The following is a 26,295-nucleotide window of genomic DNA, read 5'->3' as shown; positions in this document are numbered from 1 at the left end:
GGGTTCCTGCTCAGGCGTCCCAGCCGAGATGGCTCAGGAAGTCGCGGGTTCGCGCGGCGAGCGGCGCCTCGAAGATCTGCTTCGGCGGCCCCTGCTCGATGATGGCGCCCTTCTCGAATACCACGACATGGTCAGCAACGCGCCGGGCGAAGGTCATCTCATGGGTGACCACCACCATGGTCATGCCGTCGTCCGCCAGCGCCTTCATGACGTTGAGCACCTCGCCGATGGTCTCGGGGTCAAGCGCGGAGGTGGGCTCGTCGAACAGCATCACCTCCGGCTCCATGGCGAGCGCGCGGGCAATGGCCACACGCTGCTGTTGGCCGCCGGAGAGGTTGGCGGGATAATTGCCGGCCTTGTCGGAAAGACCCACCTTCTTGAGCAGCACCTCGGCGCGAGCGCGGGCCTGCCCCTCGTCGAGGCCGAGCACGGTGGTCGGCCCCATCATGATGTTCTCGATGGCCGTCTTGTGGGGGAACAGCTCGAAATTCTGGAACACCATGCCCATGCGCTGGCGCACCTTGCGGATGGCGGCCTTGTCGGTGGGCAACGGCACGCCGTCGAACAGGATGGAGCCGCCATCGATGGTCTCCAGCGCGTTGGTGCAGCGCAGGAGCGTGGACTTGCCAGAGCCCGACGGCCCGATGAGGCAGACCACCTGCTGGCGCTTGACCTCCATGGAGACACCGGAGAGCGCGACGAAATCGCCATAGAGCTTGCGCACGTCGCGATACTGGAGAACCGTATCGGGCGCGGCGGCGGTGGATTTTGCGGCGGCGAGCGTCATTCCGTGACCCCGAACTTCTTGTGGATCCAGTCCGCGAGCTTGGCCTGGGGATAGCCCAGCAGCCAGTAGATGGCGGCCATGGCGGTGAGCATCTCGATGACGCGGAAGGATTGCGAGCGGATCTGCATGGCGGTGTGGGCGAGATCCCCCACCGCGATCACCGAGACCAGCGAGGTGTCCTTGAACAGCGCCACCCAGGTGGTGGCGAGCACCGGCAGCACGCGGCGCATGGCCTGCGGCAGCACCACCTTTCGGAACGCCTGCCCCTCGCTCATGCCCATGGCGAGGGCCGCTTCCGTCTGGCCCTTGCGGATGGACTTGATGCCGGAGCGGAACGTCTCGGAATTATAGGCGGTGTTGTTGAGGCACAGCGCCACGAGGCCGGTGACGAAGGGCGAGAAGGCGATGTCGAACACCATCGGCATCACATAGAAGGCCCAATAGACCACCAGGATGATGGGCAGGTTGCGGAACAGCTCCACGAAGCAGGTGGCAAGCAGCGCCACCACCTTGAAGCGAGACTCCCGCAGCATGGCCACCACGATGCCGCAGGGCACCGCGATGAGCATGGTCAGCACGGTGAGCGCGATGGTGACCAGCGCGCCCTGCGCCAGGGCGCCAGCGCTGGCGGGAACGATCGACCAATCCAGATTCATGACCGCCCCAGGAAGCCGATCCGGCGATAGAGCATGTCGACGCCGCGGGTGATCGGGAAAAGGATGATGAAGTAGAGGACCATGGCGGTCGTGAAGACCTCCACGGGCGTATAGGTCTGCCCCGCCACCGCATCAGCCCGGCGCATGAGCTCGGGCACCGCGATCACGGTGGCGATGGCGGTGTCCTTCACCGCCAGGGTCAGCATGTTGCCGAGCGCCGGCAGCATGCGCACCACCGCCTGGGGCAGGATGATCTTGCGCACGATTTGGGCGCCGGACATGCCGAGCGCGAGGCCCGCGCGCACCTGGCCGGGCCGCACGGATTCGATGCCGGCGCGGATGATCTCGGCCACATAGGCGGTCAGGTTCAGGGACAGCGCCACCATGGCCGAGAAGAAGGGCGGCAGGTTGATGCCGGTGGCGATGGGAAAGGCGAAGTAGAACCACACCAGCACCACCAGCACCGGAATGGCGCGCATGGAATCGATGTAGAAGACGAGGATGGTGCGCAGCCAGGACGGCCCGTAGCGCCGCCCGAGCGCCACCGCCGTGCCGCCGACCATGCTGCAGGCGGCCACCGACAGCGACAGCATCACGGTGACGGCAAGGCCCTCGGCCAAAAACCGCCAGCTGTCGATCACGGGAAGAAAATTCAGTTCCATTTCAAGGCCCGTTGCGGCGCCGTGCGCCGGGGTGCGGGAGGGCGCGCCGGGCGCTGATGATGGTCAGGCCCCGGCGCGCGCCGGTCGTCACATGGTGGTGACGATGCGTTCTTCTTCAGCCTGGAGCTGGGGCAGCATGGGCTCGGTGACAGCGTTCAGCCAGGCGAGGAAGGCGGGCTGGTTCTTGTCGATGGCGAGCCCGATGGCGTTGGCGGCCTCGGTGCTGTCCTGGCAATTGTTGGCCTGGGGCAGGGCGGTCAGGCCCTTCACCTTCTTGTTGAGCGCCACCCACGGAATGCGGTTGATGGGGGTCACGTCGGCGCGGCGGGCCATGATCTCCTCAACGGGGGCCGCGGTGCCGGAGCTCGACACGCCGCGCAGCTTGGCATTGGGGAAGCGCTCCTTCACCCAGTTTTCCTCGCCGCCGCCGGTGAAATAGGCCACCGTGATGTCCGGCTTGTTGAAGTCGTCGATGGACTTGGCGTTGGCGACCTTGGGATTGTCGGCGCGGCCGAAGACGCAGAGCGCAGTCTTGGAATAGGTGACGAAGTCCACCACCTGCTGGCGCTGCTTGGTGACCGAGAGCGGCGAGATGGTCATGTCCACCTGATTGGCGGCCAGCACCGGCACCTTGGTCTCGTGGGAGACATTGACGGTGACGAGCTTCACGCCGAGGCGCTTGGCATATTCCTTGGCCAGCGTCCATGCGGGGCCTGCCCAGGCATCCCCCGAGCCGGTGGTGTTCTCGATGAGCCACGGCGGATTGGAGAGCACGCCGACGCGCAGCTCGCCCGCCTTCTTGATGGCATCGATGCGCGGGCTGACGCCGGGCGCGGGCACCTCCTGCGCCTGAACGGCGCCGGCGGCGAGGCCAAGGCCGAGCAGGGCTGCGGCCGCGGTGCGGGTGAAATTCCTGAGCATGGGGTCTCCCTGGGGCCATCTGGGGGGTGGAGCACCCCCTCTGGGTTCTGATTTTTCATGTACGCTAGTATACAAGTCGACAGGGCGCAAGAGTGCCGGTGCCTCGTCCACTGCGGGGCGCGCGTCAGGCATGCAGCAAGGAGGACAGGAAGGCGCGCGCCTGGGGCGAGGTGGGGGCCTCAAAGAAGACGGCAGAGGGCGTGTCCTCCATGAGCCGGCCGGCTTCCAGGAACAGGACGCGGTCCGCCGCCTCCCGCGCAAAGCCCATTTCGTGGGTGACGGTGAGCATGGTCCGCCCCTCGCGGGCCAGCGCGCTCATCACCTCCACCACCTCGCCGACGCTTTCCGGATCGAGCGCGGAGGTGGGCTCGTCGAAGAGCAGGATGTCCGGCTCGGGGGCGAGGGCCCGGGCGATGGCGACCCGCTGTTTCTGCCCGCCGGACAATTGGCTCGGCAGCTTGGCGCCATGCCCGTCCATGCGCACCTTGGCAAGGCATTCCGCCGCCCGCTCCAGCGCGGCCGGGCGTTTCATCCCATGGGCATGCACCAAAGCGAACGCCACATTCTCAAGGGCGCTGAGATGGGCGAAGAGGGCGAAGTCCTGGAAAACCATGGCCGTGCGCCGGCGGATGTAGCGCAGGATGCGCGCTTCTTCCGTCAGCGTCACGCCGAACAGCGCCACGCGCCCGCGATCGGCGGTTTCAAGCCCGTTGAGGCAGCGCAGCAGCGTGGACTTGCCTGAACCGGAGCGCCCGCACAGCACCACGCTTTCCCCCTCGCGCACGGCGAAGGAGATGTCGGACAGGGCGGTGAAGCCGCGATAATCCTTGCCGAGGCCTTCGACCGTGAGTACCGGCGCCTCTTGGTCTTCACCGGCCATGGCGGCCCCCCTTGGCCATGCGCTGCTCCAGCCGCTCGCCCAGCTTGGACAGGCCAAAGCAGACGACAAAGTAGAGTGCGGCGACGGACAGGTAGATCTCCACATAAAAGCGCGACCATTGCGGGTCCTGCGCCGCCACATTGGCGCTGGCGACGATGTCCATCACGCCGATCACCGCCAGCAGCGAAGTGTTCTTGAAGGTGCGGATGAAGTCATTGGTGAGCGCGGGCATGGCCTGGCGCAGCGCCTGGGGCAGTTCGATGCGGGCCATGATGGTGAAGGCCGGAACACCCAGGGAAAGCGCCGCCTCGCGCTGCGAGCGGGGCAAGGAGGCGAGGCCCGCCCGCACCACCTCCGCCGCATAGGCGCCGAAGAAGACGATGAGCGCGATCTGGGCGCGGATCAACTCGTTGATCTTCCATTCCGGCGGCAGCAGCAGGGGCAGGAGAAGCGAGGCCATGAACAGCACATTGACCAGCGGCACGCCCCGGATCGCCTCGATATAGACCACGCTCACGATGCGCACCGCCGCAATGCGTGAACGCCGGCCCAGGGCCATGGCGATCGCAAGGGGCATGCCGAACAGGATGGTGCCGGTGAACAGGAGGAGCGTGATGGGCAGCCCGCCCCATTTCAGGGTCGAGACCGGCGTAAGGCCCATGACCCCTCCGCCCATCAGGACCACGCCCGCGATGCCGCCCGCGATCCAGGCCCACACAAGCTGCGGACGCCAGCAGGCGGGCAGCATGGAGGCGCTAAGCAACGCCAGCAGGATGAGGCAAGTGGCAAGGCTGCGCCACTGCTCGTCATAAGGATAGCTGGCGAACAGGATGAAGCGGTATTTCTCCCCCACCACCGCCCAGCAGGCCCCCGCCGCCGCGCGGCAGGCGGCGGGATCGGTGGCGCTCCACACCGCATCCACCACGCCCCACATCAGCAATTTGTAGGCAACAAAGCCGAGGGCCGGCACGCCGAGCAGCGTCAGCAGGATGCCAACCGGCCCGTCTCCAAAGATGCGCCGGCGCCAGCCGGCATGTGGCACCGGGCGCGTCTGGGAGGGGGCGAGGGATGGGGCGGGGATGCTCATCTCGACACCTTCCGCTGCAAGGTGCGCTCATAGGCCTGCATGATGCCGGCAATGGCGAGGCTGATGAGGAGATAGACAAGCGACATGAGGACGATGGCCTCCACCACCTTGCCGGTCTGGTTGATGGTGGTCTTGCTGATATTGACGATGTCGGGATAGCCGATGGCCACCGCCAGCGAACTGTTCTTGATGAGGCTGATATATTGCGCCGCCAGCGGCGGCAGCATGCTGCGCACCGCTTGGGGAACGAGGACGAGGCGATAGACGAGGCCGGTCTTCAGGCCGAGGCTGCGAGCGGCCTCCGCCTGGCCGGCATCCAGCCCCTGCAAGGCGCCGCGCACGATCTCGCAGATGAAGGCGCCGATATAGAGGGACAGGCCGAGGAAGAGGGCGATGAATTCCGGCGAGAGCGTCAGCCCGCCCTTGAAATTGAAGCCCTGGAGCACAGGCAGAGACAGGAGGGTAGGCCGCCCGGCCATCAGCCACACCAGCGCCGGAAGGGCCAGGAGCAGGGCGAGGCTCGGCAGCAATACGGGCGCGCGCCGGCCCGTGCGCTCCTGTCGCCGCGCGGAAAAGCCAGACCAGACCCCGCCAAGGAAAACCGCCAGCAGCGCAGCGAGTGCGAGGCCTTCCACCGGTGCCTGCCCGTCGAACCAGGGGATCTGCACGCCGCGATTGCTCAGGAACAGGCCGGGCACCGGCTCCATGGCCTGCCGGGGGCCCGGGAAATTGCGGGCGATGGAATACCAGAAGATGATCTGCAGCAATTGCGGCGTGTTGCGGAAGACTTCCACATAGATACGCGCCAGCAGGCGGGGCAGCCAGTGGCTGGAAAGCCGCATGAGGCCGGCGGCGAAGCCGATGAGCGTGGCCGCGGGGATGGACAGGGCGCAGATGAGCAGCGTGTTCAGCACTGCCACGATGAAGGCGCGCAGGAAGCTGTCGGAAGGCGTGAAGCCGATCACCGACTGGCCGATGCCGAAGCCCGCCTCGTGGGTGAGATAGTCAAATCCGGTGGCCAGCCCCTTGGCCTGCAGGATCACCGCGCTGTGCCAGGCGAGGAGTGCGCATGCGAAGGCGAGGGCACTGAGTGCCCCGCCTTGGGCAAGCAGATCCAGCCGCCGCCGGGCCCCCCGCGACAGGCGGCTGGGCTTTGGCGGCGGCAGCCGGTGTGGCGCGAGGGCGGACATGGAGCGCTCCGAGGCCCGGTGCGAGCGAAGGGGGCGGCTCAGTTGAAGGGTGGGCTGTAGAGGAGGCCGCCCTCGGTCCACTGGGCATTCCTGCCGCGCGGCAGCTTGAAGACGGAGGCCTCGCCGAAGCTGCGGTCATAGATTTCGCCGTAATTGCCCACCTGCTTGACGATCCGATACGCCCAGGCCTCGTCGAGGCCCAGCGCCTTGCCATTGCCGGGCGTCACGCCAAGAAAACGCTGCACCTGCGGGTCGGGTGAGGTCTTCATCTCGTCCACATTGGCGGCGGTGATGCCGGACTCTTCCGCCTGGAACAGGGCGTTGACCGTCCAGGTGACGATGTCCTTCCAGGCCGCATCATCCTGGCGCACCACCGGGGCCATGGGGTCCTTGCCGAAGGTTTCCGGCAGCAGGACGAAGTCGCCGGGATTGGCTGCGAGCGTCGCTCGCTGGGAGGCAAGCGAGGTGGTAGATTCCACGTTCACGTCGCAGCGGCCGGAGAAGAAGGCCTGCGCGCGCTCCTGCGGGTTCTCGATGGCGATGGGGGTGTAGGTCATCTTGTAGCGGCGATAGACGTCCGCCACCACCTTCTCCGAATTGGTGCCCGGCCCGACGCAGACGGTGGCGCCGTTGAGATCCTTCACGCTTTTGGCGCCCAGGGCCTTGTTCACCATGAATCCCTGGGCATCATAGAAGGTGGCAGGGGCGAAATCGAAGCCCAGCGAAGTGTCGCGCAGCAGCGTGTGGGTGACATTGTTGGTGAGCACATCCACCTCGCCCGACTGCAGCAGCGGGAAGCGGGTCTGGGTGGTGGTCTTCACGAACTGCACCTTGCTGGCATCGCCCAGCACCGCAGCGGCGATCGCGCGGCAGGTGTCCACGTCGATGCCGGACCAGTTGCCCTTGGCATCCAGCAGCGAGAAGCCGGCGCGGGCGCCGTGAACGCCGCAGATCACCGTGCCGCGCTGCTTCACCGTTTCGAGCGTGGCGGCGTGGGCGAAGGAGAGCGTGCCGAGCGTCAGGGTCAGCGCCGCCGCGGCGGCGCGGGAAAGGGTGTGCATCATGGTCCTCGTCTGGTCGGTTGTCGGCGCTTTAGCCGTTTCTTGTTCCGGGAAGGGTGGGGAAGGCGGAGAGGGCCTTCATCCGGGCCGCGAAGGCCCTCTGGATGTGCTCCTGCATCAGCGCCTGGGCGCGGGGGGCGTCGCCGCCGGCGATGGCGCGGAAGAGCGCCACATGCTCGTCCAGCGTCTCGCGCACCCGCTCGTCCGAATATTTGCGGCCCTGGCGCAGGATGAGGCTGAACTTGCGGGAGACCTGGGCATAGAGCGCGTGAAGCTGCGCGTTGCCCGCGGCGCGCATGAGCTCGTCATGGAAGGCCCAGCCCTTCAGACGGATGGCGTCGAGGTCCGGCGCGGTCTCCTGCTGCAAGGCTTCAAGCGCGGCGCCAATCTCGGCGAGGGCGGGGGAGAAGCCGCGCTGCGCCACCAGCAGCGCCGCCATGCCTTCCAGCGCCACGCGCACCTCGAAAATGTCCCGCACCTCCTCGATGCCGGGCTGGTGCACGAAGGTGCCACGCATGGGCACGATGTCCACCATGCCGTCCCGCGCCAGCGCCTGGAGCGCCTCGCGGATGGGGGTGCGGCCGATGCCCGTGCGCTCGGCGAGGGAACGGGTGGAGATGGACGACTCCGGGTCGATCTCACCGGACAGGATGAGGTCGAGAATGACGCCATAAGCGGCGGTGGAGTGCGATTGATTATCCATCATGACACTGACATAACAGCGTCATTGAAGCGGCACGTCAAGCTCTCGCTGGGCGTTTTGGGGAGATGCCATCTTGCTCGACCATGCCGGGGCCGTGCCCGCGATCGGCTTGCGCACGCGCCTTGAGACGCCCTGCCTGGTGGTGGATCTCGGCGCCCTCGAACGCAACATCGCCCGCATGGCGCAGATGTCCCAGTCCACCGGGCTGGCGCTGCGGCCTCACGCCAAGGCCCATAAGAGCGCCGCCATCGGCCATCTTCAGATGGAAGCCGGCGCCTGTGGCCTGTGCGTTGCCACGGTTGGGGAGGCGGAGGCGCTGGTGGCGCAAGGCCTTCTCGACCTGCATGTGACCAGCACGCTGGCGAGCGCCGACAAGGTGGCGCGGCTCGGCTCCCTGGTCCGCCAGGGCGCGCGGGTGAGCTGCGTCGTCGATTGCGCCGAGATGGTGGACCTCTTCGCCAAGGCGGCCGCGCAGTTGGGGATCGTCTTTCCGCTGCTCATCGACGTGGACATGGGCCGCCATCGTGCCGGCGTCGCGGATGCCTCGGACGCTCGCGCGCTGGGCGCGCGCATCGCGGCGGATCGGGGCCTGCGCCTTGTTGGCGTCCAGGCCTATGCGGGCCATCTCTCCCACATGCGCGCCTATGCCGATCGCCTGAAGGGCGCGCAGGAGGCTGCGCGGCTCATTGCGGCCATGCGGGAGGCGCTGGCGGACCTGGTGGCCGGACCGTTCATCGTCACGGGGGGCAGCACCGGCGCGGTGATGATCGACCTTGAGATGGGCGTCTTCACCGAATTGCAGGTGGGCAGCTATGTGTTCATGGACACCGAATATGGCTGCGTGGACCTGGACGGCAGCGCGGGCGCCCCATTCGAGCCGGCGCTCTTCCTCCAGGCCGCCGTCATCAGCAATCGACACCCGGGCTTTGTGACCACCGATGGCGGCGACAAGCGGTTGGCGAGCAAATATGGCGAGCCGCCGCGCATCATGCGGGGCGCGCCGGCGGGCGCCACCTATCGCGCCCTCAGCGACGAGCATGGCCGCGTCGACCTTCCCGATGGCCACATCTTGCCGCTCGACGCGCGGGTGGAATGCGTGATCCCCCACTGCGATCCAACGGTGAACCTGTTCGACCGCCTTCATGTGGTGCGCGGTGAGGACCTGGTGGCCGTTTGGCCCGTCACCGCGCGGGGCACCTGACATGCCATGCGCGGGGCGCGATTCTCGTTTCCCGCGTCGCGCCCTATAGCTTGCCCGATCGCCCGTTCACCGGCGTGATTCGCAAACAGGCACCGGCCCGCGTGTGGCGGTCGAACCGATGACCCGAAGGGCGCGGTCGATCGGCTGCCGCCGGACCGCAAGCCAAGGGTCTGAGGAAACGTCATGTCGCTTTTCGCCAAGCTGAAGCAGCGGGCTGCCGAGAACCGGCCGGTGCGCGTGGGGCTCATCGGGGCCGGCAAGTTCGGCTCCATGTATCTCTCCCAGGCCGAGCGCGTGCCCGGCGTCCATCTGATCGCGGTGGCCGATCTCTCCCCCGCCCGCGCCCGCTCCTCGCTCGCCCGCGTGGGCTGGGCGACCGAACGCTTCAGCGCCCGTTCCCTGGACGAGGCGGCGAAGGCCGGCACGACCTTTGTAACCGACGATGCGGACGGCATGATCGCCAGCCCGTTCGTCGACATCGTCATCGACGCCACCGGCAGCCCGGCGGCGGGCATTCACCACGCGCTCCAGGCCTTTGCCGCCAAGACGCACATCATCATGGTGAATGTGGAGGCCGACGTGCTCGCCGGCCCGCTCCTGGCGCGGCGGGCGGCGGAGGCGGGGGTGATCTATTCCATGGCCGCCGGCGACCAGCCCGCCCTCATCGCCGAAATGGTGGACTGGGCGCGTACCATCGGGCTGGAGGTGATCTGCGCCGGCAAGGGCACCAAGTATCACCCGGTCTATCATGCCTCCACGCCGCAGACGGTGTGGGGCCATTACGGCTTTTCCGACGCCCAGGTGGCATCGGGCGATTTCAACGCCCAGATGTTCAATTCCTTCCTGGACGGCACCAAGTCTGCGCTGGAAATGGCGGCGGTGGCCAATGGCTGCGACCTCGTTCCCCCCAGCGACGGCCTGCTCTTCCCGCCCTGCGGCGTCGACGACCTGCCCCATGTCCTGCGCCCCATGAGCGAGGGTGGAGTGCTGGAGCGGCGGGGCACGGTGGAGGTGGTGTCCTCCATCGAGCGGGACTTCCGTCCTGTCTTCCGCGACCTGCGCTGGGGCGTCTATGCGGTGTTCGAGGCCTCAAGCCCCTATGTGCAGGAGTGCTTTGCCCAATATGGCCTGAAGACCGACGCCTCCGGGCGCTATGCGGCCATGTACAAGCCCTACCATCTCATCGGCCTGGAGCTGGGCCTCTCGGTGGCCAGCATCGCCGTGCGCGGCGAGGCAACCGGCGCCACCGGCGACTGGCGCGGCGACGTGGTGGCCACCGCCAAGCGTGACCTCAAGGCGGGCGAGACCTTGGACGGGGAGGGCGGCTACACCGTCTATGGCAAGCTGGTGCGCGCGCCCGATGCGGTGCGGCTCGGTGGCCTGCCCATTGGCCTCGCCCACCACATGGTGCTGAAGGTCGACGTGCCCGCCGGCCGCATGGTGTGCTGGGCCGATGTGGCGTTCGACCCCGCCAAGCAGGCGATCCGCGTCCGCCGCGAGCAGGAGGCCCTGTTCGCCGCCGAATGGGGCCTCGGCTGAGGACCGGCGGGTGGCGGCGCCCCTCTAAAGGGAGGCGCCGCCGCAGATGACGATCTGCTGGCCGGTGATGCTCGCGGCCCCCTCCGAGAGCAGGAAGGCCGTGGTCGCGGCCACTTCCTGCGGCGTCACGAGGCGTCCCATGGGCGGCATCTTGGGCGCGAGGGAGGCGCGCTTGGGGTCACGCAGCATGGGCGTGTCGGTGGCGCCGGGGGCGACCACGTTGACGGTGATGCGGCGGGGCGCCAGCTCGATGGCGAAGGAGCGCGCCATGCCGACCAGGGCGGCCTTGGTGGCGGCATATTGCGCGCGTCCCGCCGAGCCGGCGGCGGTGCGGCTGCCGATGAAGACGATGCGCGCGCCCTCCGCCATGGCCGGCGCTAGCGCTTCTACCATCTGCTCGGCCGTATCCACATGCAGGCGCCACATCTGGCGGGCATTGTCCGGGTCGAGGTGGCCGAGCGTGCCCACCCGCAGGATGCCCGCGGCATGGACGAGGGCGTCGACCGGGCCGAGCCCGGCGAGCGCCGTGGCCAGCGCCGACCGGTCGAACAGGTCCACCGGCACATGGGCGAGGCGATCGTGGGACAGGGCCGGTGCGCTGCGGCTGAAGCCCACCACCTCCCAGCCCTCGCCGAGCAGGCGACCGGCGATGGCCTCGCCGATGCCGGAACTGACGCCGGTGACGAGCGCGCGCCGCGCGCGCCCGCCGAGATCTGACGCCACAGGGCTCATCCGTTATAGGCCCGCGCCTGGGCGCGGATCTTCTCGGCATCGAAGTCGTTGATCTCATTGATGAGATCATTGGTGTAGATCTTCGAGACGTCCTTGATGTCCCAATCGTTCATCTTGGCTTCGGTGATGAATTCATCGGGGCGGATGGAGCCCATCTTGGCGTCCGGATAAGGCGGGGTATAGAGCTTGATGCGGCGGCTGATGGCTTCCAGCACCGATTTCACCGCCTGCTCCTCCGTCGAGCCGCGCGGGGCGGTCTCGGGATAGAGCTTCAGGAAGGCCTTTGCACCCGCCGCCGGATTGGTGAGGATGAAGATGGAGGCCTTGGCGGTGGAGCGGCCGAAGCCCACAAAGGTGGCGCGCTCCTTCTCGATACGGGGCTTGAGGCCCATGAGGAACTGCCCGCCGATCATGGGCAGATTGTTCGGGCGCTGCACGAATTCCAGCGTGATGCCCGCGCCGTCAATGATGCCGAAGCCGGTGTCGTAATAAGCGAGCGCATCAATGGCGCCGCGCTGGAGCGCGACACCTGCCGGAACGCCGGCGCCCACCGCCGTCCACTTCACGTCCTTGTCCGGGTCGATGCCCAAGGATTTCAGGACGTTGCGGGTGACGGGATATTCGGTGCCGCCGAAATCGGAGACGCCGATATTCTTGCCCTTCAAATCCGCATAGCTCTTGATGGCGGCGCCCGGCTTCACCGCCACGTCCCACTTGTAGGGATAGGTATATTCATAGAACCAGAGCGACTGGCCCCATTCCCCCTTCGCCAGGATCGGCAGGGCGTAGGAGGGCACGCCGATGCCCACGTCCACGTCGCCCTTGTCGGTGGCCACCTGCACATTGGCATTGCCGCCCAGCGCCAGCGCCTGGACCTTGAAGCCTTCCTCGGCATTGTAGCCAAGGGCCTCGCCGATCAGGAGATTGATGACGCTGGCGTTGATGGACTTCAGCCCGACGCCCACCTTCACCGTCTTGGCCGGCTGGGAAAAGGCCGAGCGTGGCCCGAGCGCAAGGGCCGCCGCAAAGACGCTGCTCGCCTGGAGCCATTGCCTACGCGTAATCATGGTCCTGTTCCTCCCTGACAATGCTTCGCCGGGCGTTCCGCCGGCTTTGTCCCGCGCGGCCTCACTTGCGGCCGCGATCTCCCCAATGAACGATCCGCGCTTCCAGTCCCCGCACGATGCCGTGCAGCAGGATGCCAAGCGCGCCGAGAATGACCAGGGCCGCGAACACGCCGGCCACATCGGTCACCGCCTGCGCCTGCGTAATCACCACGCCCATGCCCTGCTGGGCGCCCAGGAATTCGGCGACGATGGTGCCGAGCAGCGCATAGACCACCGCCATGTCGAGGCCGGCAAAGATATAGGGCGCCGCATTGGGCAGCTTGACGATGCGATAGGTCTCAAATCGCGAGGCGGAGAGCGAGCGCATCAGGTCCACCCGCTCCGGCTCCACCGCGCGCAAGCCGGTGAAGCTGTTGATGAGCATGGGGAAGAAGGCCAGCAGCGCGGAGATGGCAACCTTCGAGCCGTCGCCGAAGCCGAACCAGATGACGATCAGGGGCGCAATCGCCACCTTCGGCAGCGACTGGAGGGCGAAGGCATAAGGCATCACCAGCTTCTCGATCAGCCGGCTCTCCGCCATGAGCGAGCCGAGCAGCAGGCCGAGGCCGGAGCCGATGAGAAGGCCCAGCGCCGCATTCTTCAAGGTGCCCCAGAGCGGCAGGTAATAGCCGAGCGGACTTGCCGGGCTGACCGCGATGCCGGACCACAGGGCGTTCCACACCGCCATGGGGGTCGGCAGGATATAGGAGGGGATCTCCATATATTTCACCGCCGCCCACCAGCCGGTGAACAGGATGATGAGGCCGATCAGGGTGATGCCCTTGCCGCTGAAGCTCTTGCGCTCCTTGTGCTTGCCCGCCGCGACGCGAGGCTGAGGAGCGGCCTGCTCGATGGCGACCGGGTCCACCACGATGGGGGTCTGGGCCTGGCTCATCACTCGTCTCCCTGGGCGTTGAGCAATCCCCGGATCTCCTTGGCGAGAGCGGGGTAGGCGGGGTGGCTGATGATGCTGTCATTGGAGCGGGGGCGGGGTATCGGCACCTCCAGCTCCCGGATCACCCGGCCGGGGCGCGCCGACATGACCACCACCCGGTCAGCGAGGAAGATGGCCTCGGAGATGGAATGGGTGATGAGCATCACCGTCTTGCGGCTCGCCTGCCAGATCCGCTGCAGCTCGAGATTCATGCGCTCGCGGGTGAGTGCATCCAGCGCGCCGAAGGGTTCGTCCATGAGCAGGACGCGGGGCGAGCGCACCAGGGCCCGGCAGATGCCGGCGCGCTGCTGCATGCCGCCCGACAATTCATAGGGATAGCGCTGGCCGAAATCCTTCAGCCCGGCCACGTCCAGCAACCGGTCGATGTCCTCGGCCTCGCCCTTCTGCTTGCCGCCCACGCGCAGCGGCAGGGCCACATTTTCGCGGACGGTGAGCCAGGGCAGCAGGTTCGCCGCCTGGAACACGACGCCCACGTCCCGCGAGGGGCCGGTGATGGCGCGTCCGTTCAGAGCCGCCTCCCCGCTGTCATAATCGTCGAGCCCGGCGAGGATGCGCAGCAAGGTGGACTTGCCGCAGCCGGAGGGACCGACCACGCAGACGAACTCCCCGTCCCGGATGTTCAGGTTGATGTTGGACAGCGCATGCACGCTGCCGCCGGCATATGTCTTGTCGAGCCCGCGGATCGTGATCAGATCCTGGGCGGTCCCGGCCGTGGGATTTGGCATCGGTGTCACCTGCGCGAGGGCTGCCATGGGCGTCTTCCCTTGAATGGTCTGTTGCGCTCAGCCCTGCGCGGCCCAGTCGGGCGCGACGCGGACGTGCTTGATGGCGCGGCGGTAATAGGTGAAGGCGATCTCAAGCCTTCCGTCGGGAGCCTGCGTGATCGCGGGGTAGGAGAATTCCCGGTTCAGCCCGTCCTTGGAATTGTTGGTCATGCAATAGCCGTCGCCTTCCTCGAGATTGCGCATGACAGGCCAGGTGCGGCCGGCATCGCTGGACAATGCCAGCGTCAAGGGCGCGCGCGGGGCGCCCCAGAAGGCGGTGCGCTCAGGCATGGAGGCCGGGGCCGGAAGGGTGGCCGCGGCGGGGCCCTCGTCCTCGATGTCGTCATAGAGGCCGGTGCGCCGGTCGGTGGCGTCGAGGCGGCTCGACGTGTTGAAGACGAGGGCGATACGCCCGTCCGCCAGCACGCAGGCCTGGATGGAGGAATTGTTGTTGGGCAGGCCAAGGGGCTCCGGCGCCGACCAGTTCCGCCCGTCCAGCGAGCGGCTGGCATAGATGAAATCCGCCCAGCGGCTGCGATAGAGCGCAAGAAGGCCCTCGCGCGTCTTCAGCACATTCATGTGCACGCAGCCAAGCGAGCCGGGCACCACATGCTCGGTCCAGGTGCGCCCTTCGTCGGTGGAGACCCGCACCGCGCTCACGTCGAGGTCCCCCACCCATTTCTGGCCGGGCACGCTCACGCAGTGGAAGACCGGAACCACGAAGGCCCCGTCGTCGAGCACCACGGGCGGCTGGCGCACGAAGACGCCATGGCCTTGCGGGGCCTCGAACAGGGTTTCCACTGGCCCCCAGCTGGCGCCGAAATCGTGGGACACCCGCTTGCGCACCATGGAGGTGTCCTGGTTGCCGCCGATCTGGGCGGTCCACAGCAGCCAGAGTTCGCCGGCGGGCGTGGTGAACAGGATGGGGTTCTGCTCGGAGCGGCCAGCGTCGTCGGAGAGCTTCTCCGGCGCGCTCCAGCGATCAGCACCCCGGGAGAGGCGAGAGAAATAAACGGAGATGTCGGGGATGCCTTCCTGCGTGCCACCGAACCAGACGCAGGCGAGGTCGCCATTGCCCAACACCGCCAGATTGGCGGCATGGTTCTGGACGCAAGGAGAGGGCAGATAGGCCTCCGTGCGGGCCGGATCGCCATCGCGCGGGCCGAGGACGCCGCTGCGCTCGGAAAGCCCCGCCGGTTCGATCTGGGTGGGATGGGCGCCCATCAATAGGCCTCCTCATAGATGGCGAGGATCTCCTCGCGGCTGATGTCGCGGGGGTTATTGTCCAGCAGGCGGCGGATGGCGTGTGCTTCGCTGGCCATGGCCGGCAGGTCGTCGCGCGGGACCTGGAGGGCCGACAGGCTCATCTGGCAGCCAAGGCTCGCGCAATAGCCATGGGCGGCGGCGCGCACCTCGTCCTGCCGAGCGGAGGCGGCAAGCCCCAAAGCCGTCAGCACCGAGGTCGTCTTCTCCGGCATGGCCGGGGCGTTGAAGGCGAGGGTATGGGGAAAGATGAGCGCGTTGGCGGCGCCGTGGGCGATGTGGTGTCGCGTGCCCAGCGGATAAGCCACCGCATGGCCGGCCGTGGTGTTCACCGGGCCGAGGCAGAAGCCGCCATAAAGGGCCGCCAGGGAGAGGCCCGCGCGGGCCTCCAGGTCAGCCCCGTCCGCAATGGCGCGGCCGAGAAAGCGCCCCACCAGCGTGATGCCTTCCAGCGCATACATGTCGATGAGCGGATGCGCCTTGCGGCTGGTATAGGCCTCCACGCAATGGGCGAGGGCATCCACGCCCGTGGCGGCGGTCACCGCGGGAGGGACGGTGGCGGTGAGGAAGGGGTCGATGATGGCCATGTCGGCCAGCATGTGGCGGCTTTGCACCGCCAGCTTGTTCTGCGAGGCGGGATCGGTGACGAGGGCGCGGGTTCCCGCCTCGCTCCCCGTTCCGGCGGTGGTGGGCACCTGGATCAACACAGCGCCCTTGCGGGCGACCTTGTCCGGCCCCACCACCTCGGCGAGCGCCTGACCCGAGCCGGCGAGGACCGCGACAAGCTTTGCCACGTCCATGGCGCTCCCGCCGCCAAAGCCGATGACGAGATCGGGCCGCAGCTCCTCGGCAAGCGCGAGAGCGGCCTCCAGATTGGGCACGTCCGGCTCCGGCCTCACGGCGCCGAAGATGCGGACATCGCCGTTCAGGCCGAGCACATCCACGCGGCCGGCATTGAAGGCGTCAGCCACCACCAGGATCCGGCTGAGTCCGCGCTGGGCCGCCCATTCCCCCGCAAGGCGCGCGCGGCCGACGCCGAGTTCGATGATCGCTGGCCGTTCAAGGGTGAGGGGCGCGGCCTGGCCGAGGACCTGACGGTGAGGGGCGTGAAGGGTCATGCGGGCAGGCCTTTGCGAGGCAGGCGGTGGGCCGCCGTCGGCAGGAGCGGGCGCGGGCGCAGCGGCCGGCGCGCGTGCTGGAGCCAGGGCGCGTGGACCTGGAGGGGCTGGGTTGCAGCCTGGATCTGACGCAGTGGACTCATTGCTTACCTGCAATCCGTGGGCCGGACAAAAGGGCAGGGCGCCTCAACGGCGGGGCGGAGTCTGTCCTCTCGTACATGGCGCTTCCTGTCTGGCCTCTTGGGACCTTGAGCTTATGGAAGCGCATTCCGAACAACATGTCAACATGTTGTAATTTGATTTCATTGTCTGGCGGAACTGAGCGGTGACATCGCGATAAAACAGGGGGAATGACCTAACGTCAGAGGGTGTTCTGGGCGAAGTTCACGCGCGGTGACGCTCTTCCTTAACTTGTAAATATTTGTCACGCCAAGTTGTTGCAGCGCGCGTCACCTGCCGTCGGCGACGGGCTTCGCCCGGGCCCGTGCGGCAGGCATCTGGCCGTCCGGCCCCTTCACGCTCCTTCGCGCCCGCCGCCGAAGCGCGGGAGGAGGCGGATGTAGAGCAGCTCGCTCAGCAGCTCCACCAGGGTCTGGGTCACGATGACGGCCGGCAGGATCGGCATGGCCCCAGGCAAGGCAAGGGCGAGGGGCAGGATGACGAGGGCGTTGCGTGTGGCGGTGCTGAAGGCGATCGCGCGGGTGGCGGGGAAATCCAGCCGAACCATGCGCCCCGTCGCCCAGCCGATGCAGGGGGCGAGGAGCGCGAACGCCAGATAGACCGGCGCCACCTGCAGGGCGGTGCTGCCCGCCGCCCCCAGTTGCGGCAGCACCGACGCCACCACAATGAACAGGACCAGAGCCGTGGCGGGCACCGGGAGAAGCCCTGCGGCTTCCATCACCGGAGCGAGGCTGGGACGGCGGGAGGCTGTTAGCTGGAGGGCGGCCGCAAGGGCGAGGGGAACCAGGATGAGCCAGAGGAAGGCGTGGAGAAAGGGCCCCACCTTCAGGATCTGCCCCGCCGCTTCTCCCAGGAACACGGTGAGATAGACCGGGAGCAGCACCATCTGGGCCACCAGGAGCAGCGGCGTTGCCGCCAGCAGCGCGCGCGCATCGGCCCGCCCCAGATGGGCAAAGGTCACCACATAGTCGATGCAGGGGGCCAGCAGCACCATGAGCACGCCCAGGCGGATTAGCGGATCGGCGGGCATGAAGGGCAGGAGTGCGGCCACCAGGAGGGGCACCAGGACGAAATTGCCGATCCCCAGCGCCAGGAAAAACCGCCCCCGCGCAAAGGCGCGGCCCAGGTCCGCCAGCGGCACCTGGAGAAAGGTCACGAACAGCATCACGGCCAATGCGGGGGTAATGGCGCCTTCCAGCCGATTCGTGCCGGGAATAAAGGCGGCACCCAAGCCAGCGAGCAGGATGGCACACAGGTAAAGCCGGACCTGCCGGGCTTCCAGAACATCCCGCAAATGGGCCATGGCAAAGGGATCTCGCAATGTCCCGCCTGTTTAGGGCGAGGGGCGCGGTCGGGCAAGCCAGGCGCCAGGGGCAGGGGCAAAGGGCAACGCGCACGAGGCAAGGGGGCAGGGAATATTGACGGGGCGAGTTATCTGACTAAAGTCAGGTTATGGCCCTTGATCCCCTCTCCCGCATCCGCCGCTTCAACCGCATCGTGACCGCGGAGGTGGGCGCCCTCGACACCTCCTTCCTCGGTCGCGGCCGCCCGCTCGGGGCGGCGCGGGTGCTCAATGCCATCGGCCGGGGGCAGTCGGACGTTCTGGCCATCCGGCAGGGACTGGGCCTGGATTCCGGCCTCATGAGCCGCCTCCTGCGGTCGCTGGAGGAGGAAGGGCTCATCGAGACCGTGCCACATGCCCAGGATGCGCGCCGCCGCGTCGCGCGTCTCACGCCTGCGGGGCAGGCTGAGTTCGAGGCCTATGAGCGCTTGTCCAATGCACAGGCGGAGGGCTTCCTTGCCCGTCACGGCCGGCCGGACGAGCTGCTGCGCGCCATGGATCTGGTGGCAACCGCCCTGGGGCGGGCGCACATCGTGCTGGAGGAGATGGACCCGCGCAGCCCGCCGGCGGTGCATTGCCTCACCGCTTATTATGCCGAGCTGGCGCGCCGCTTCCGCACCGGCTTCGACGTGACGCTGTCCTGCGATCCCCAGGCCGAAGACATGATCCGGCCGCGCGGCGTGTTCCTGGTGGCGCTGTCCGACCAGCTTCCCGTCGGCTGCGTGGGCCTGAAAGGCCACGGCGGAGACATCGCCGAGATCAAGCGGCTCTGGGTGGCCCCCGCCGCGCGCGGGATCGGGCTTGCCCATCGCCTCATGGCGGGGGCGGAGGCGGTGGCACGGGACTTGTCCGTCCAGGTGCTGCGCCTCGACACCAACAGCGCCTTGCCGGAGGCCCAAAACCTCTATCGTTCCACCGGCTGGCAGGAAATCCCGCGCTTCAACGACGATCCCTATCCCGACACGTTCTTCGAGAAGCGGCTGTGATCCTTGCGCGTCAAAAGCGCTGCGGTACCAGGTGGCGGGCATAGTCCGCCTCCACATAGCCGTCGGGCTTTTGGCGCTTGGGCAGCTCGATCTTCTCCCGCGGCACCTCGCCATAGGGGATCTTCGAGAGAAGGTGCGAGATGATGTTGAGCCGCACTCGCTTCTTGTCGTCGGAATGGGCCACGTGCCAGGGCGCCCATTCGGTATCGGTGGCGGCGAACATGGCGTCCCGGGCGCGGGAATAGTCGTACCAGCGCGCATAGGATTCCAGATCCATGGGCGAGAGCTTCCAGATCTTGCGGGGATCGTCGATGCGCTGCTCCATCCGCCGGGTCTGTTCTTCCGGCGAGACTTCCAGCCAGTATTTCAGCAGGACCACGCCGGAATCCACGATGGCCTGTTCCACATAGGGAACGGTCACCAGGAAGTCTTCCGCCTGTTCTTCCGAGCAGAAGCCCATCACCCGCTCGACGCCCGCCCGGTTGTACCAGGAGCGGTCGAAGATCACGATCTCGCCTGCCGCCGGCAGATGCGGCAGGTAGCGCTGGATCAGCATCTGGGACTTTTCCCGCTCGGTGGGCGGGGGCAGGGCGATGACGCGGAAGATGCGCGGGTTCACCCGCTCCATGATCGCCTTGATGACACCGCCCTTGCCGGCGCCATCGCGCCCTTCAAAGACGATGCACACCTTGGTTCCGGCGTGCCGCGCCCAGAGCTGGAGCTTCACCAGTTCCCCATGCAGCACCTTGAGATGCTGCTCGTACTCCTTGCGCGTCATGCGCTCGGGGGCATCCATGGGCGCCTCCTCTCCCGTTGCTTGATGGTCTTTTCCCCGTTGGCGCGGGGAGGTTCGTCACGCCCAGTTGAGGTAGAGGCCCACATCGCCCGGCATGCCGCCCGGCCAGTCGATAATCATGGCCTTGAGCTTGTAATTGGCGGGCCTGAGGTGGTCGCGCCACATTTCATAGGCCTGCCGGGGACGGCCGATCAGGGTGTCAGGCCAGCCCTCTTCCGCATTATTGATGGCGCGGCCCTTGTCGGTGCACAAGGTGTTGGGGAAGCGCATCACCATCAGCTCGGTCTCGCCACGCTGGGCGGCCAGACGCAGCTTGGTCTGGAGGTCCTCGGCGATCTGCGCGAGGAGTTCGGGCGTCAGGGACAGGGGCTCGGACAGCGTCTTGGTGAGTTCCGCGCGGGCCTTGTCCGCGCGGTCCATGGCGGCGATCTCGGAGGTGAGCTTCGCCGCTTCCAGTTCCTGCATGTAGCTGCGCAGGTCCCCGGCCGACATGAAGGTCTCGTCGCCCAGATGAGAGTGTGGCTGGTCGACGGCAGAGGATGTGCTCATGGTATGTCCCCGCTTCTTTGTGGTGCGCCCGGGGCCAAGCTTCAACGCCCCGGGACGCCTGTCCTTGCGCCGGATCAAGCGGCGGGGCAGCAGCGCGCCTCGATGGCGCGCTCAGGCCATGATGCTCAGGCCGCCATCCACATAGAAAGTGGTCCCCGTGAGCCGGCGGGCGAAGGGCGTGGCGAGAAAGGCGGTGGTCAGGCCCACATCGTCAATGTCCACCAACTCGCCGATGGGCGCGCGCTGGATGGCGGATGTCAGCAGGCGGTCGAAGTCCTTGAGGCCCGAGGCGGCCCGGGTTTTCAGGGGGCCGGGCGAGACCGCATGCACGCGGATCTCGCGATGGCCCAGTTCATAGGCCAGATAGCGCACCGCGCTTTCCAGCGCCGCCTTCACCGGACCCATGAGGTTGTAGTTCGGCACCACCTTGTCGGCGCCATGATAGCTCATGGCGATGAGCGTTCCGCCCGCGGGCATCAGCGGCTCGGACAAGCGCGCCATGCGCACGAAGGAGTGGCAGGACACATCCATGGCCAGCTTGAAGCCTTCGGCGGAGGAATCCACCAGGCGTCCCTGGAGATCGTCTTTCGGTGCGAAGGCGATGGAGTGGAGGGCGATGTCGAGCCCGCCCCAGGTGTCGCGCAGCTGGTCGAACACCGCCTCCAGCTGGCCGGGCTGGGTCACGTCGCAGGGCGCCAGGATGGTGGCCTCCAGCTCCTGCGCCAGGGGCTCTACGAAGGGGCGGGCCTTCTCGTTCAGATAGGTGATGGCAAGGTCCGCGCCCAATCGGCGAAAGATGCGGGCACAGCCATAGGCGATGGAATGCTCGTTGGCGATGCCCAGGATCAGGGCGCGCTTGCCCTTCAAGGCCGCGCCCAGGGCGGCCTCGTCGGTCAGGAGGTCGGGCGGCGTCTCACGCATTGCAGCGGCCTTTCGGCAGGGGAAAAAGGGGAGACGCTCCGCCCTCAGGAGGCCAGGAGCGCACGCATTTCGCGGACGATGGTCCATTCCTCGTCAGTGGGGATCACATAAGCCTGCGGCCCGTTTCCCCGCGTGATGCAGGTGGCCCCGGCCGCATTGGCCTCCGGGTCCAGCTCGAAGCCAGCCCAGCGGGCGGCGTTCACCACCTCGGCGCGGGTCGCCGCGTCGTTCTCGCCGATGCCGGCGGTGAAGACCAGCGCGTCCAGTCCGCCCAGCCCGGCGACCAGTGAGCCCAGCTCCCGGTTGATGCGATAGACGAAGAGGTCGATGGCGCGGCGGGCATCCGGCTCGGCATCGGCCTTCTCGCGCAGCTCGCGCATGTCGTTGGAGATGCCGGAGACGCCCAGCAGTCCGCACTTGGTATAGAGGAAGTGCTCGGCCTCGTTGGCGCTCAGGCCCAGCTCCCGCTGGATGTAGAACACCACGCCGGCATCGATGGTGCCGCAGCGCGTGCCCATGACGAGGCCGTCGAGCGCGGAAAACCCCATGGTGGTGGCCACCGAGCGGCTGGCCTCATAGGCACACAGGCTCGCCCCATTGCCCAAATGCGCCGCCACCACGCGCCCCTTGGCGAGGCGCGCCGCGTCGACGTGGGGAAACTGGGTGGCCAGATAGGCGTAGGACAGGCCATGGAAGCCATAGCGCCGCACGCCCTTTTCGGTGAGCGCCTTGGGGATGGCGAACAGCCGGGCGATCTCCGGCTGGGTGTGGTGGAACGACGTATCGAACGCCGCCACCTGCGGCAGGCCCGGCACCCGGCGGGCGATGATGCGCACCGGTTCCAGGCTGCGCGGCTGGTGGAGCGGCGCCAGCGGCGAGTAGGTGTCCAGCTCGGCAATCACATCCGGGGTGAGCCGCACGGCGCTGGTGAAGTGGGGACCGCCATGCACCACGCGATGCCCCACGGCCGTGAGCTGGTGGCCGCCGCGATGCGCCGAGAGCCAGTCGGACAGATAGGCCAGGGCTTCCTCGAAGCCGAAGGCGCCCGCGCCCGGCCAGCGCTCCTCGCCGACCACCGCGCCGTCGTGGTCCTTCACCTTGAAATGGGGCTCGGTTCCAAGCCCCTCGAACAGGCCGCGATAGATGCGGTTGGGAACGTCCGCGCCATCATCCAGGAAGACCTGGAACTTCAGGCTGGAGGATCCGGCATTGATGACCAGTTGAACCCGCGCCATGGATCAGACCTTCACCGCCGCGGCCACCACGGCGCGCTGCGCCTGGGCCAGAAGGGACGCCACCGCGCAGGAGGCCAGCCGCGTGGTCCGCGAATCCGCCCGGCTGGTGAGGATGATGGGCACGCGGGCGCCGAGCACGATGCCCGCCGCGTCCGCATCCGCCAGGAATGTGAGGCTTTTCGCCAGCATGTTGCCGGCTTCCAGGTCCGGCACCACCAGCACATTGGCGCGCCCCGCCACCGGCGAGCGGATATGCTTGATCTCGGCCGAGCCCAGGTCCACCGCATTGTCGAGTGCAAGCGGACCGTCCACGATGCCGCCGGTGATCTGGCCGCGATCGGCCATCTTGCAGAGGGCGGCCGCCTCGATGGTGGAGGGCACCTCGGGATTGACCGTCTCCATGGCGGAGAGGATGGCCACGCGCGCCTCCTGGAACTTCAGGGCGCGGGCGAGGTCGATGGCGTTCTGGACAATATCGCGCTTCTGCGTCAGGTCCGGCGCGATATTGACCGCCGCATCGGTGATGATGAGCGGCTCGGGATGGGACGGCACGTCCATCAGGAAGCAGTGGCTGATGCGCCGCTTGGTGCGCAGGCCGGTGTCGCGGGCGACCACGGCCGCCATCAGTTCGTCGGTGTGAAGCGAGCCCTTCATGAGGGCCTCGGCCTCGCCCGCGCGCACCAGCGCCACGGCCTTTGCGGCGGCATCGTCGCTGTGGGCGGCATCGACGATGCGCAGGCCGCTGAGGTCGGCGCCCAAGGTTGCGGCCGCGGCGGCGATCTTGGATTGCGGTCCCACCAGAATGGGGGTGATGAGGCCAAGGCCGTGGGCATCCAGGGCCGCGCCTAGGGAGGCGTCATCGCAGGGATGAGCCACCGCCACGCTGAGCCGTGGCAGGGCACAGGCTTCCGCGATCAGACGCTCATACTTGGCATGACGGGGCGAGTCCGGCGACGATGTGGTCTGCGCCAAGGGCATGGGGTTCTCCCGCTTCGCGGTCCCGACTGGTAGGGGGCGCATCGGTCGCGGACCATGACCTGTATCAAACCAGTACTGCATTGCAGCAAACGGGCGTCGCTTTGGGTGAAGTGGCCCTATGGGGCGCCTCCTTCGGCGGCTTCTGGAGGCCGTGGCGCGCGCCCGAAGTCGCATGCCCCGGCGAACACGCGTGCTGCACGAATGCCGGCCGCGCCTGCCGTGTTCGGCGCACCCGGGGCAGGATGCGCCGTCGTGCGATCAGGCCGGCCCTGATCGCACGACGGGATGGGGTGGAGATGGCCTATGCGGCAACCGGGCTCCACTCCAGGCCGCCCGCATAGCGCCAGGCCATGCGACCCTGATCGTCGAGGGCGAACAGGGAGAGCCAGCCATTCTCGAACAGGTCGCGCACCTCGCCATGGCGGGACAGGACGTCGGAAATCGCCGTCCGTGGCGCCTCGATGCAGACGGAGAGGCGCAGCGGTTCATGCACGTAATCGGTCCCGTCATGCACCGATTGCCAGGGCAGGCCGGTGCGCAGAAGGCCGCCATTGCCTTCCACGACGCCCATGCCGCCGGTGACGTTGTGCAGGAGCTTGTTGCCGCCGCCGAACACCTGCGGCGCGACCGTCGAGCCGTAATATTGCAGGCTGATCCAGCTGGCCACCACCACAGGGGCGGTGAGGATCAGCTCCAGGGTGCCGAAGCCGGTGTCCGCCCGCCAGTCATAGTCGTGCAGGAAGGCCCGGCCCTTCAGGCTCTTGCCGGCGGTGCGGGCGCGCGGGGCGGCGATGAAGGCGCTGCAGCCCGCCAGGCCCCATTCGGGCCGCGTCTGCGCCCAGTCCCGGCTGCGCCGGGGCACGTCGCTTTCCCCCCGCGCCTGGGGCAGCCGCACGGCGCGCTCCGTCCGCGCCAGCCGGCCGGCGGCCTCCAGCCAGGCCTTCGCCTGCGCCAGCTGCGATGCGTGGGCCCGCGAGGGCTGGTCGTCGGCGTAAAGCGTCACCGCATCGGTGGTGGTGTCGTGGAGCGCCGCCACGAACAGCGTGTCGGCGGGAATGGCGATGGCGGGCGCCAGTCCCGTCCGCACCTGCGGGTCGTTCAGCAGCGCGGCGAGGAGGCGGGCGTTCACCTCCCCCGAATAGCCCCCGCACGCGCCACAGTGCAGGGCGCTGGCATGGGGATTGTTCACGACGCTCGCGCCATGCCCTGCCAGCAGGACAAGCGGGGCGAAGTCACCGGTCAGGGACATGGCCTTCAGCACGGACTGCGCCGCCTGGATCCGGCTCGGCAGGTCGAGGGCGGGGGACAGGCGCGGGGCGGGGTCCTGGGTCTCACCCTTGGACCCCAGGGCCAGCGCATCTTTCGTGAGCTTGCCTGCATAAAGCGGCCCGGTGGCTTCCACGAAGGCGAAGGAGGAGACCGCGGCGAGCTTGAAGCGGCCCCAGGCGCGCTTGGCCCGTGCCTTGACCCGGCTGGAGGTTTCCCGCGCCGATCCCGCTTCGCCCGTGCAGGACCACAAGGTCGGCGTCAGCAAGGCCGGGAGCCGCCATTCGGCCACGTCCGAGCCAAACCGCCGATGCCCGGTGCGCAGGCCGAAGAAGCCGGCGAAGCCCAGCGTCCGAATGCCCGGGTCGAGGCTCTCCAGCGCCCGCCGGAACACCTCCGAGCGCACATCGATGCAGAAGGCGGCCTGCAAAGCGGGCCGTCCGTCCGTGCCCGGGTGACCCGGCTCGGCCAATGTCGCCGCCAGCGACCTCTGCGCCGCCCGTTCGGCCGCGTCCTGGAGGATGGCATCGACCATCAGGTCCGGTGCGACAATGAGGGGGGATGCATGGGCCTCCCGCGCCGCCTCCCATTGGGCGGCGATCTGCCCGCCGTACCGCACGAACAGGGCCTCCTCGAAGACGAGGCGAATGGCCAGGAGATCGGTCAGCGTGGTGTCGCTTTGCCCTTCCCGCACCGCTTGCCAGGACAGGTAGCGTCCGTGCTGCGCCCAGCCGCCGAGGGTCATCAGCATCTGGTGGAAGAAGGTCTCCGCGCTTTCGCCCGTTAGGCCCAGGCGATGGGTCGCCCGGGCAATGGCGGCCAGGGCGTCCTCGGGGGCCCGCGCCACATGAAGGGCAAAGCCCGGCAGGCCGGCGATCTCCGGCGTCAGGTCATGCATGGCCACCGCCCGCCAGGCGGCATAGGCGCCGGTGCCCCGGGGCCCCGTCCAGATGGCTTGCCCCTCGTCGAAATAGGCGCTCGCCCAGGCGCCGAACCGGTCGGCGATCAGGCCGGGCCAATCGCGGCCGGACGCCTGCGCCGCAAGATCGGCGAGGGTGGGCAAGGCCCGCGGCGGCGGGGTGTCTTGGGTGACCGCCTCCTTCAGCGCCGCAAGATCCGCCGGCCGGTTCTGCGCCGGCGCATGGGCCAGGGCGGCCTCTAGGTCGGCATCCGTGAGGGTGCCGTCCGCGATCTTGTCGGCATACCAGCTGCGGGGCAGGGTGAGGGAGATGCCCGCCACCCGCGACAGGCGCGCCGCCGCCTGCGGCAAGGGCTCTCCCGCCTGGCCGAGGAAGGGGTTGACCGCCACGGTGGCGCTCAGGGGGAAGGCCGGCGGAATGGCCGCGGCGGCGCGGGTCGCGGCGGCAGCGATGGGGCCGAGGTCCGCGGGCTTGGGAAGCGGGGCGTGGAACATCTC

General features: G+C 68.0%; 25 protein-coding genes. 3 read left to right on the top strand and 22 right to left on the bottom strand.

The genetic code is table 11. From position 1 onward, the window contains the following. Positions 1 to 10: 10 nt before the first annotated feature. The 9 genes from ACT54L_RS01590 to ACT54L_RS01550 form a co-directional block, all read right to left on the bottom strand. On the bottom strand, positions 11 to 787 hold the full coding sequence (locus ACT54L_RS01590; RefSeq protein ID WP_476083782.1) for an amino acid ABC transporter ATP-binding protein: 777 nt from the start codon (positions 785 to 787) through the stop codon (positions 11 to 13). Continuing rightward, positions 784 to 1,443: an amino acid ABC transporter permease gene (locus ACT54L_RS01585; protein WP_476083781.1), complete on the bottom strand. Its 660-nt coding sequence runs from the start codon at positions 1,441 to 1,443 to the stop codon at positions 784 to 786. Before ACT54L_RS01585 ends, ACT54L_RS01590 begins: the two co-directional genes overlap by 4 nt. Then, positions 1,440 to 2,105 carry an amino acid ABC transporter permease gene (locus ACT54L_RS01580; protein ID WP_274777005.1) on the bottom strand — a complete coding sequence of 222 codons (666 nt, stop codon included), beginning with the start codon at positions 2,103 to 2,105 and terminating at the stop codon, positions 1,440 to 1,442. The genes ACT54L_RS01585 and ACT54L_RS01580 overlap by 4 nt, the downstream gene beginning before the upstream one ends. Positions 2,106 to 2,192: 87 nt before the next feature. Then, positions 2,193 to 3,026, bottom strand: coding sequence for a substrate-binding periplasmic protein (locus ACT54L_RS01575; RefSeq protein WP_476083780.1), 834 nt, complete (start codon positions 3,024 to 3,026; stop codon positions 2,193 to 2,195). A 124-nt stretch (positions 3,027 to 3,150) separates the two neighbouring features. Further along, a complete protein-coding gene (locus tag ACT54L_RS01570) occupies positions 3,151 to 3,906 on the bottom strand; it encodes an amino acid ABC transporter ATP-binding protein (protein ID WP_476083779.1) in 756 nt (251 codons plus the stop codon). Then, on the bottom strand, positions 3,896 to 4,993 hold the full coding sequence (locus ACT54L_RS01565) for an amino acid ABC transporter permease (RefSeq protein ID WP_476083778.1): 1,098 nt from the start codon (positions 4,991 to 4,993) through the stop codon (positions 3,896 to 3,898). The genes ACT54L_RS01570 and ACT54L_RS01565 overlap by 11 nt, the downstream gene beginning before the upstream one ends. Beyond that, on the bottom strand, positions 4,990 to 6,183 hold the full coding sequence (locus ACT54L_RS01560; protein ID WP_476083777.1) for an amino acid ABC transporter permease: 1,194 nt from the start codon (positions 6,181 to 6,183) through the stop codon (positions 4,990 to 4,992). The genes ACT54L_RS01565 and ACT54L_RS01560 overlap by 4 nt, the downstream gene beginning before the upstream one ends. A 38-nt stretch (positions 6,184 to 6,221) precedes the next feature. Further along, positions 6,222 to 7,247, bottom strand: coding sequence for an amino acid ABC transporter substrate-binding protein (locus ACT54L_RS01555; protein WP_476083776.1), 1,026 nt, complete (start codon positions 7,245 to 7,247; stop codon positions 6,222 to 6,224). A 28-nt stretch (positions 7,248 to 7,275) separates the two neighbouring features. Then, on the bottom strand, positions 7,276 to 7,950 hold the full coding sequence (locus ACT54L_RS01550; protein ID WP_476083775.1) for a GntR family transcriptional regulator: 675 nt from the start codon (positions 7,948 to 7,950) through the stop codon (positions 7,276 to 7,278). Between the two features lie 70 nt (positions 7,951 to 8,020). On the opposite strand from ACT54L_RS01550, the gene ACT54L_RS01545 reads away from it, so the two are divergent. After that, positions 8,021 to 9,148, top strand: a complete 1,128-nt coding sequence (locus tag ACT54L_RS01545; protein WP_476083774.1) for an alanine racemase — start codon at positions 8,021 to 8,023, stop codon at positions 9,146 to 9,148. Positions 9,149 to 9,331: 183 nt separating this feature from the next. After that, positions 9,332 to 10,687: an NAD(P)H-dependent oxidoreductase gene (locus ACT54L_RS01540; RefSeq protein ID WP_476083773.1), complete on the top strand. Its 1,356-nt coding sequence runs from the start codon at positions 9,332 to 9,334 to the stop codon at positions 10,685 to 10,687. 24 nt (positions 10,688 to 10,711) lie between these two features. Here the strand turns inward: ACT54L_RS01540 and ACT54L_RS01535 are convergent, their stop codons facing one another. From ACT54L_RS01535 to ACT54L_RS01505, 7 genes are all read right to left on the bottom strand, one after another. Beyond that, positions 10,712 to 11,419, bottom strand: coding sequence for an SDR family NAD(P)-dependent oxidoreductase (locus ACT54L_RS01535; RefSeq protein WP_476083772.1), 708 nt, complete (start codon positions 11,417 to 11,419; stop codon positions 10,712 to 10,714). After that, positions 11,416 to 12,486 (bottom strand): ABC transporter substrate-binding protein, encoded by a 1,071-nt coding sequence (locus ACT54L_RS01530; RefSeq protein ID WP_476083771.1) that lies wholly within the window; start codon positions 12,484 to 12,486, stop codon positions 11,416 to 11,418. Before ACT54L_RS01530 ends, ACT54L_RS01535 begins: the two co-directional genes overlap by 4 nt. A gap of 61 nt (positions 12,487 to 12,547) precedes the next feature. Then, a complete protein-coding gene (locus ACT54L_RS01525; RefSeq protein WP_476083770.1) occupies positions 12,548 to 13,420 on the bottom strand; it encodes an ABC transporter permease in 873 nt (290 codons plus the stop codon). Further along, positions 13,420 to 14,205 (bottom strand): ABC transporter ATP-binding protein, encoded by a 786-nt coding sequence (locus ACT54L_RS01520; RefSeq protein WP_476083769.1) that lies wholly within the window; start codon positions 14,203 to 14,205, stop codon positions 13,420 to 13,422. Before ACT54L_RS01520 ends, ACT54L_RS01525 begins: the two co-directional genes overlap by 1 nt. Before the next feature lie 57 nt (positions 14,206 to 14,262). Continuing rightward, entirely contained in the window at positions 14,263 to 15,468 is a 1,206-nt protein-coding gene (locus ACT54L_RS01515; protein WP_476083768.1) for a sialidase family protein, read from the bottom strand. After that, complete coding sequence (locus ACT54L_RS01510; protein ID WP_476083767.1) at positions 15,468 to 16,625, bottom strand: iron-containing alcohol dehydrogenase; 1,158 nt, start codon at positions 16,623 to 16,625, stop codon at positions 15,468 to 15,470. Before ACT54L_RS01510 ends, ACT54L_RS01515 begins: the two co-directional genes overlap by 1 nt. 514 nt (positions 16,626 to 17,139) lie before the next feature. Continuing rightward, positions 17,140 to 18,108: an arsenic resistance protein gene (locus ACT54L_RS01505; protein WP_476083766.1), complete on the bottom strand. Its 969-nt coding sequence runs from the start codon at positions 18,106 to 18,108 to the stop codon at positions 17,140 to 17,142. Between the two features lie 149 nt (positions 18,109 to 18,257). Here ACT54L_RS01505 and ACT54L_RS01500 point away from each other — a divergent pair, with 149 nt between their 5' ends. Continuing rightward, positions 18,258 to 19,133 (top strand): bifunctional helix-turn-helix transcriptional regulator/GNAT family N-acetyltransferase, encoded by an 876-nt coding sequence (locus ACT54L_RS01500; protein WP_476083765.1) that lies wholly within the window; start codon positions 18,258 to 18,260, stop codon positions 19,131 to 19,133. A gap of 10 nt (positions 19,134 to 19,143) precedes the next feature. Here the strand turns inward: ACT54L_RS01500 and ppk2 are convergent, their stop codons facing one another. From ppk2 to ACT54L_RS01470, 6 genes are all read right to left on the bottom strand, one after another. After that, positions 19,144 to 19,929, bottom strand: a complete 786-nt coding sequence (ppk2, locus tag ACT54L_RS01495) for a polyphosphate kinase 2 (protein WP_476083764.1) — start codon at positions 19,927 to 19,929, stop codon at positions 19,144 to 19,146. Positions 19,930 to 19,986: 57 nt separating this feature from the next. Beyond that, the gene (locus ACT54L_RS01490) at positions 19,987 to 20,478 is read right to left on the bottom strand and encodes a hypothetical protein (RefSeq protein WP_476083763.1); all 492 of its coding nucleotides are present in this window, start codon (positions 20,476 to 20,478) and stop codon (positions 19,987 to 19,989) included. Between the two features lie 111 nt (positions 20,479 to 20,589). Continuing rightward, positions 20,590 to 21,399: an enoyl-ACP reductase FabI gene (fabI, locus tag ACT54L_RS01485; protein WP_476083762.1), complete on the bottom strand. Its 810-nt coding sequence runs from the start codon at positions 21,397 to 21,399 to the stop codon at positions 20,590 to 20,592. Between the two features lie 44 nt (positions 21,400 to 21,443). Next, positions 21,444 to 22,634: an acetate/propionate family kinase gene (locus ACT54L_RS01480; RefSeq protein WP_476083761.1), complete on the bottom strand. Its 1,191-nt coding sequence runs from the start codon at positions 22,632 to 22,634 to the stop codon at positions 21,444 to 21,446. Positions 22,635 to 22,637: 3 nt separating this feature from the next. Next, positions 22,638 to 23,612 carry a phosphate acetyltransferase gene (locus tag ACT54L_RS01475; protein ID WP_476083760.1) on the bottom strand — a complete coding sequence of 325 codons (975 nt, stop codon included), beginning with the start codon at positions 23,610 to 23,612 and terminating at the stop codon, positions 22,638 to 22,640. Positions 23,613 to 23,913: 301 nt separating this feature from the next. After that, a complete protein-coding gene (locus tag ACT54L_RS01470; RefSeq protein ID WP_476083759.1) occupies positions 23,914 to 26,292 on the bottom strand; it encodes a YbcC family protein in 2,379 nt (792 codons plus the stop codon). Positions 26,293 to 26,295: the final 3 nt, after the last annotated feature.

This window comes from Aquabacter sp. DMC10 (assembly GCF_056314145.1).
Note: the sequence above shows the minus strand (reverse complement) of the source record. Positions and strands in the feature narration are given on the sequence as shown.

What these genes read in the sequence shown, in the direction of transcription:
- ACT54L_RS01590 (WP_476083782.1), bottom strand. Translation starts at nt 787, where the DNA reads ATGACGCTCGCCGCCGCAAAATCCACCGCCGCCGCGCCCGATACGGTT.
- ACT54L_RS01585 (WP_476083781.1), bottom strand. Translation starts at nt 1,443, where the DNA reads ATGAATCTGGATTGGTCGATCGTTCCCGCCAGCGCTGGCGCCCTGGCG.
- ACT54L_RS01580 (WP_274777005.1), bottom strand. Translation starts at nt 2,105, where the DNA reads ATGGAACTGAATTTTCTTCCCGTGATCGACAGCTGGCGGTTTTTGGCC.
- ACT54L_RS01575 (WP_476083780.1), bottom strand. Translation starts at nt 3,026, where the DNA reads ATGCTCAGGAATTTCACCCGCACCGCGGCCGCAGCCCTGCTCGGCCTT.
- ACT54L_RS01570 (WP_476083779.1), bottom strand. Translation starts at nt 3,906, where the DNA reads ATGGCCGGTGAAGACCAAGAGGCGCCGGTACTCACGGTCGAAGGCCTC.
- ACT54L_RS01565 (WP_476083778.1), bottom strand. Translation starts at nt 4,993, where the DNA reads ATGAGCATCCCCGCCCCATCCCTCGCCCCCTCCCAGACGCGCCCGGTG.
- ACT54L_RS01560 (WP_476083777.1), bottom strand. Translation starts at nt 6,183, where the DNA reads ATGTCCGCCCTCGCGCCACACCGGCTGCCGCCGCCAAAGCCCAGCCGC.
- ACT54L_RS01555 (WP_476083776.1), bottom strand. Translation starts at nt 7,247, where the DNA reads ATGATGCACACCCTTTCCCGCGCCGCCGCGGCGGCGCTGACCCTGACG.
- ACT54L_RS01550 (WP_476083775.1), bottom strand. Translation starts at nt 7,950, where the DNA reads ATGATGGATAATCAATCGCACTCCACCGCCGCTTATGGCGTCATTCTC.
- ACT54L_RS01540 (WP_476083773.1), top strand. Translation starts at nt 9,332, where the DNA reads ATGTCGCTTTTCGCCAAGCTGAAGCAGCGGGCTGCCGAGAACCGGCCG.
- ACT54L_RS01535 (WP_476083772.1), bottom strand. Translation starts at nt 11,419, where the DNA reads ATGAGCCCTGTGGCGTCAGATCTCGGCGGGCGCGCGCGGCGCGCGCTC.
- ACT54L_RS01530 (WP_476083771.1), bottom strand. Translation starts at nt 12,486, where the DNA reads ATGATTACGCGTAGGCAATGGCTCCAGGCGAGCAGCGTCTTTGCGGCG.
- ACT54L_RS01525 (WP_476083770.1), bottom strand. Translation starts at nt 13,420, where the DNA reads ATGAGCCAGGCCCAGACCCCCATCGTGGTGGACCCGGTCGCCATCGAG.
- ACT54L_RS01520 (WP_476083769.1), bottom strand. Translation starts at nt 14,205, where the DNA reads ATGCCAAATCCCACGGCCGGGACCGCCCAGGATCTGATCACGATCCGC.
- ACT54L_RS01515 (WP_476083768.1), bottom strand. Translation starts at nt 15,468, where the DNA reads ATGGGCGCCCATCCCACCCAGATCGAACCGGCGGGGCTTTCCGAGCGC.
- ACT54L_RS01510 (WP_476083767.1), bottom strand. Translation starts at nt 16,625, where the DNA reads ATGACCCTTCACGCCCCTCACCGTCAGGTCCTCGGCCAGGCCGCGCCC.
- ACT54L_RS01505 (WP_476083766.1), bottom strand. Translation starts at nt 18,108, where the DNA reads ATGGCCCATTTGCGGGATGTTCTGGAAGCCCGGCAGGTCCGGCTTTAC.
- ACT54L_RS01500 (WP_476083765.1), top strand. Translation starts at nt 18,258, where the DNA reads ATGGCCCTTGATCCCCTCTCCCGCATCCGCCGCTTCAACCGCATCGTG.
- ppk2 (WP_476083764.1), bottom strand. Translation starts at nt 19,929, where the DNA reads ATGGATGCCCCCGAGCGCATGACGCGCAAGGAGTACGAGCAGCATCTC.
- ACT54L_RS01490 (WP_476083763.1), bottom strand. Translation starts at nt 20,478, where the DNA reads ATGAGCACATCCTCTGCCGTCGACCAGCCACACTCTCATCTGGGCGAC.
- fabI (WP_476083762.1), bottom strand. Translation starts at nt 21,399, where the DNA reads ATGCGTGAGACGCCGCCCGACCTCCTGACCGACGAGGCCGCCCTGGGC.
- ACT54L_RS01480 (WP_476083761.1), bottom strand. Translation starts at nt 22,634, where the DNA reads ATGGCGCGGGTTCAACTGGTCATCAATGCCGGATCCTCCAGCCTGAAG.
- ACT54L_RS01475 (WP_476083760.1), bottom strand. Translation starts at nt 23,612, where the DNA reads ATGCCCTTGGCGCAGACCACATCGTCGCCGGACTCGCCCCGTCATGCC.
- ACT54L_RS01470 (WP_476083759.1), bottom strand. Translation starts at nt 26,292, where the DNA reads ATGTTCCACGCCCCGCTTCCCAAGCCCGCGGACCTCGGCCCCATCGCT.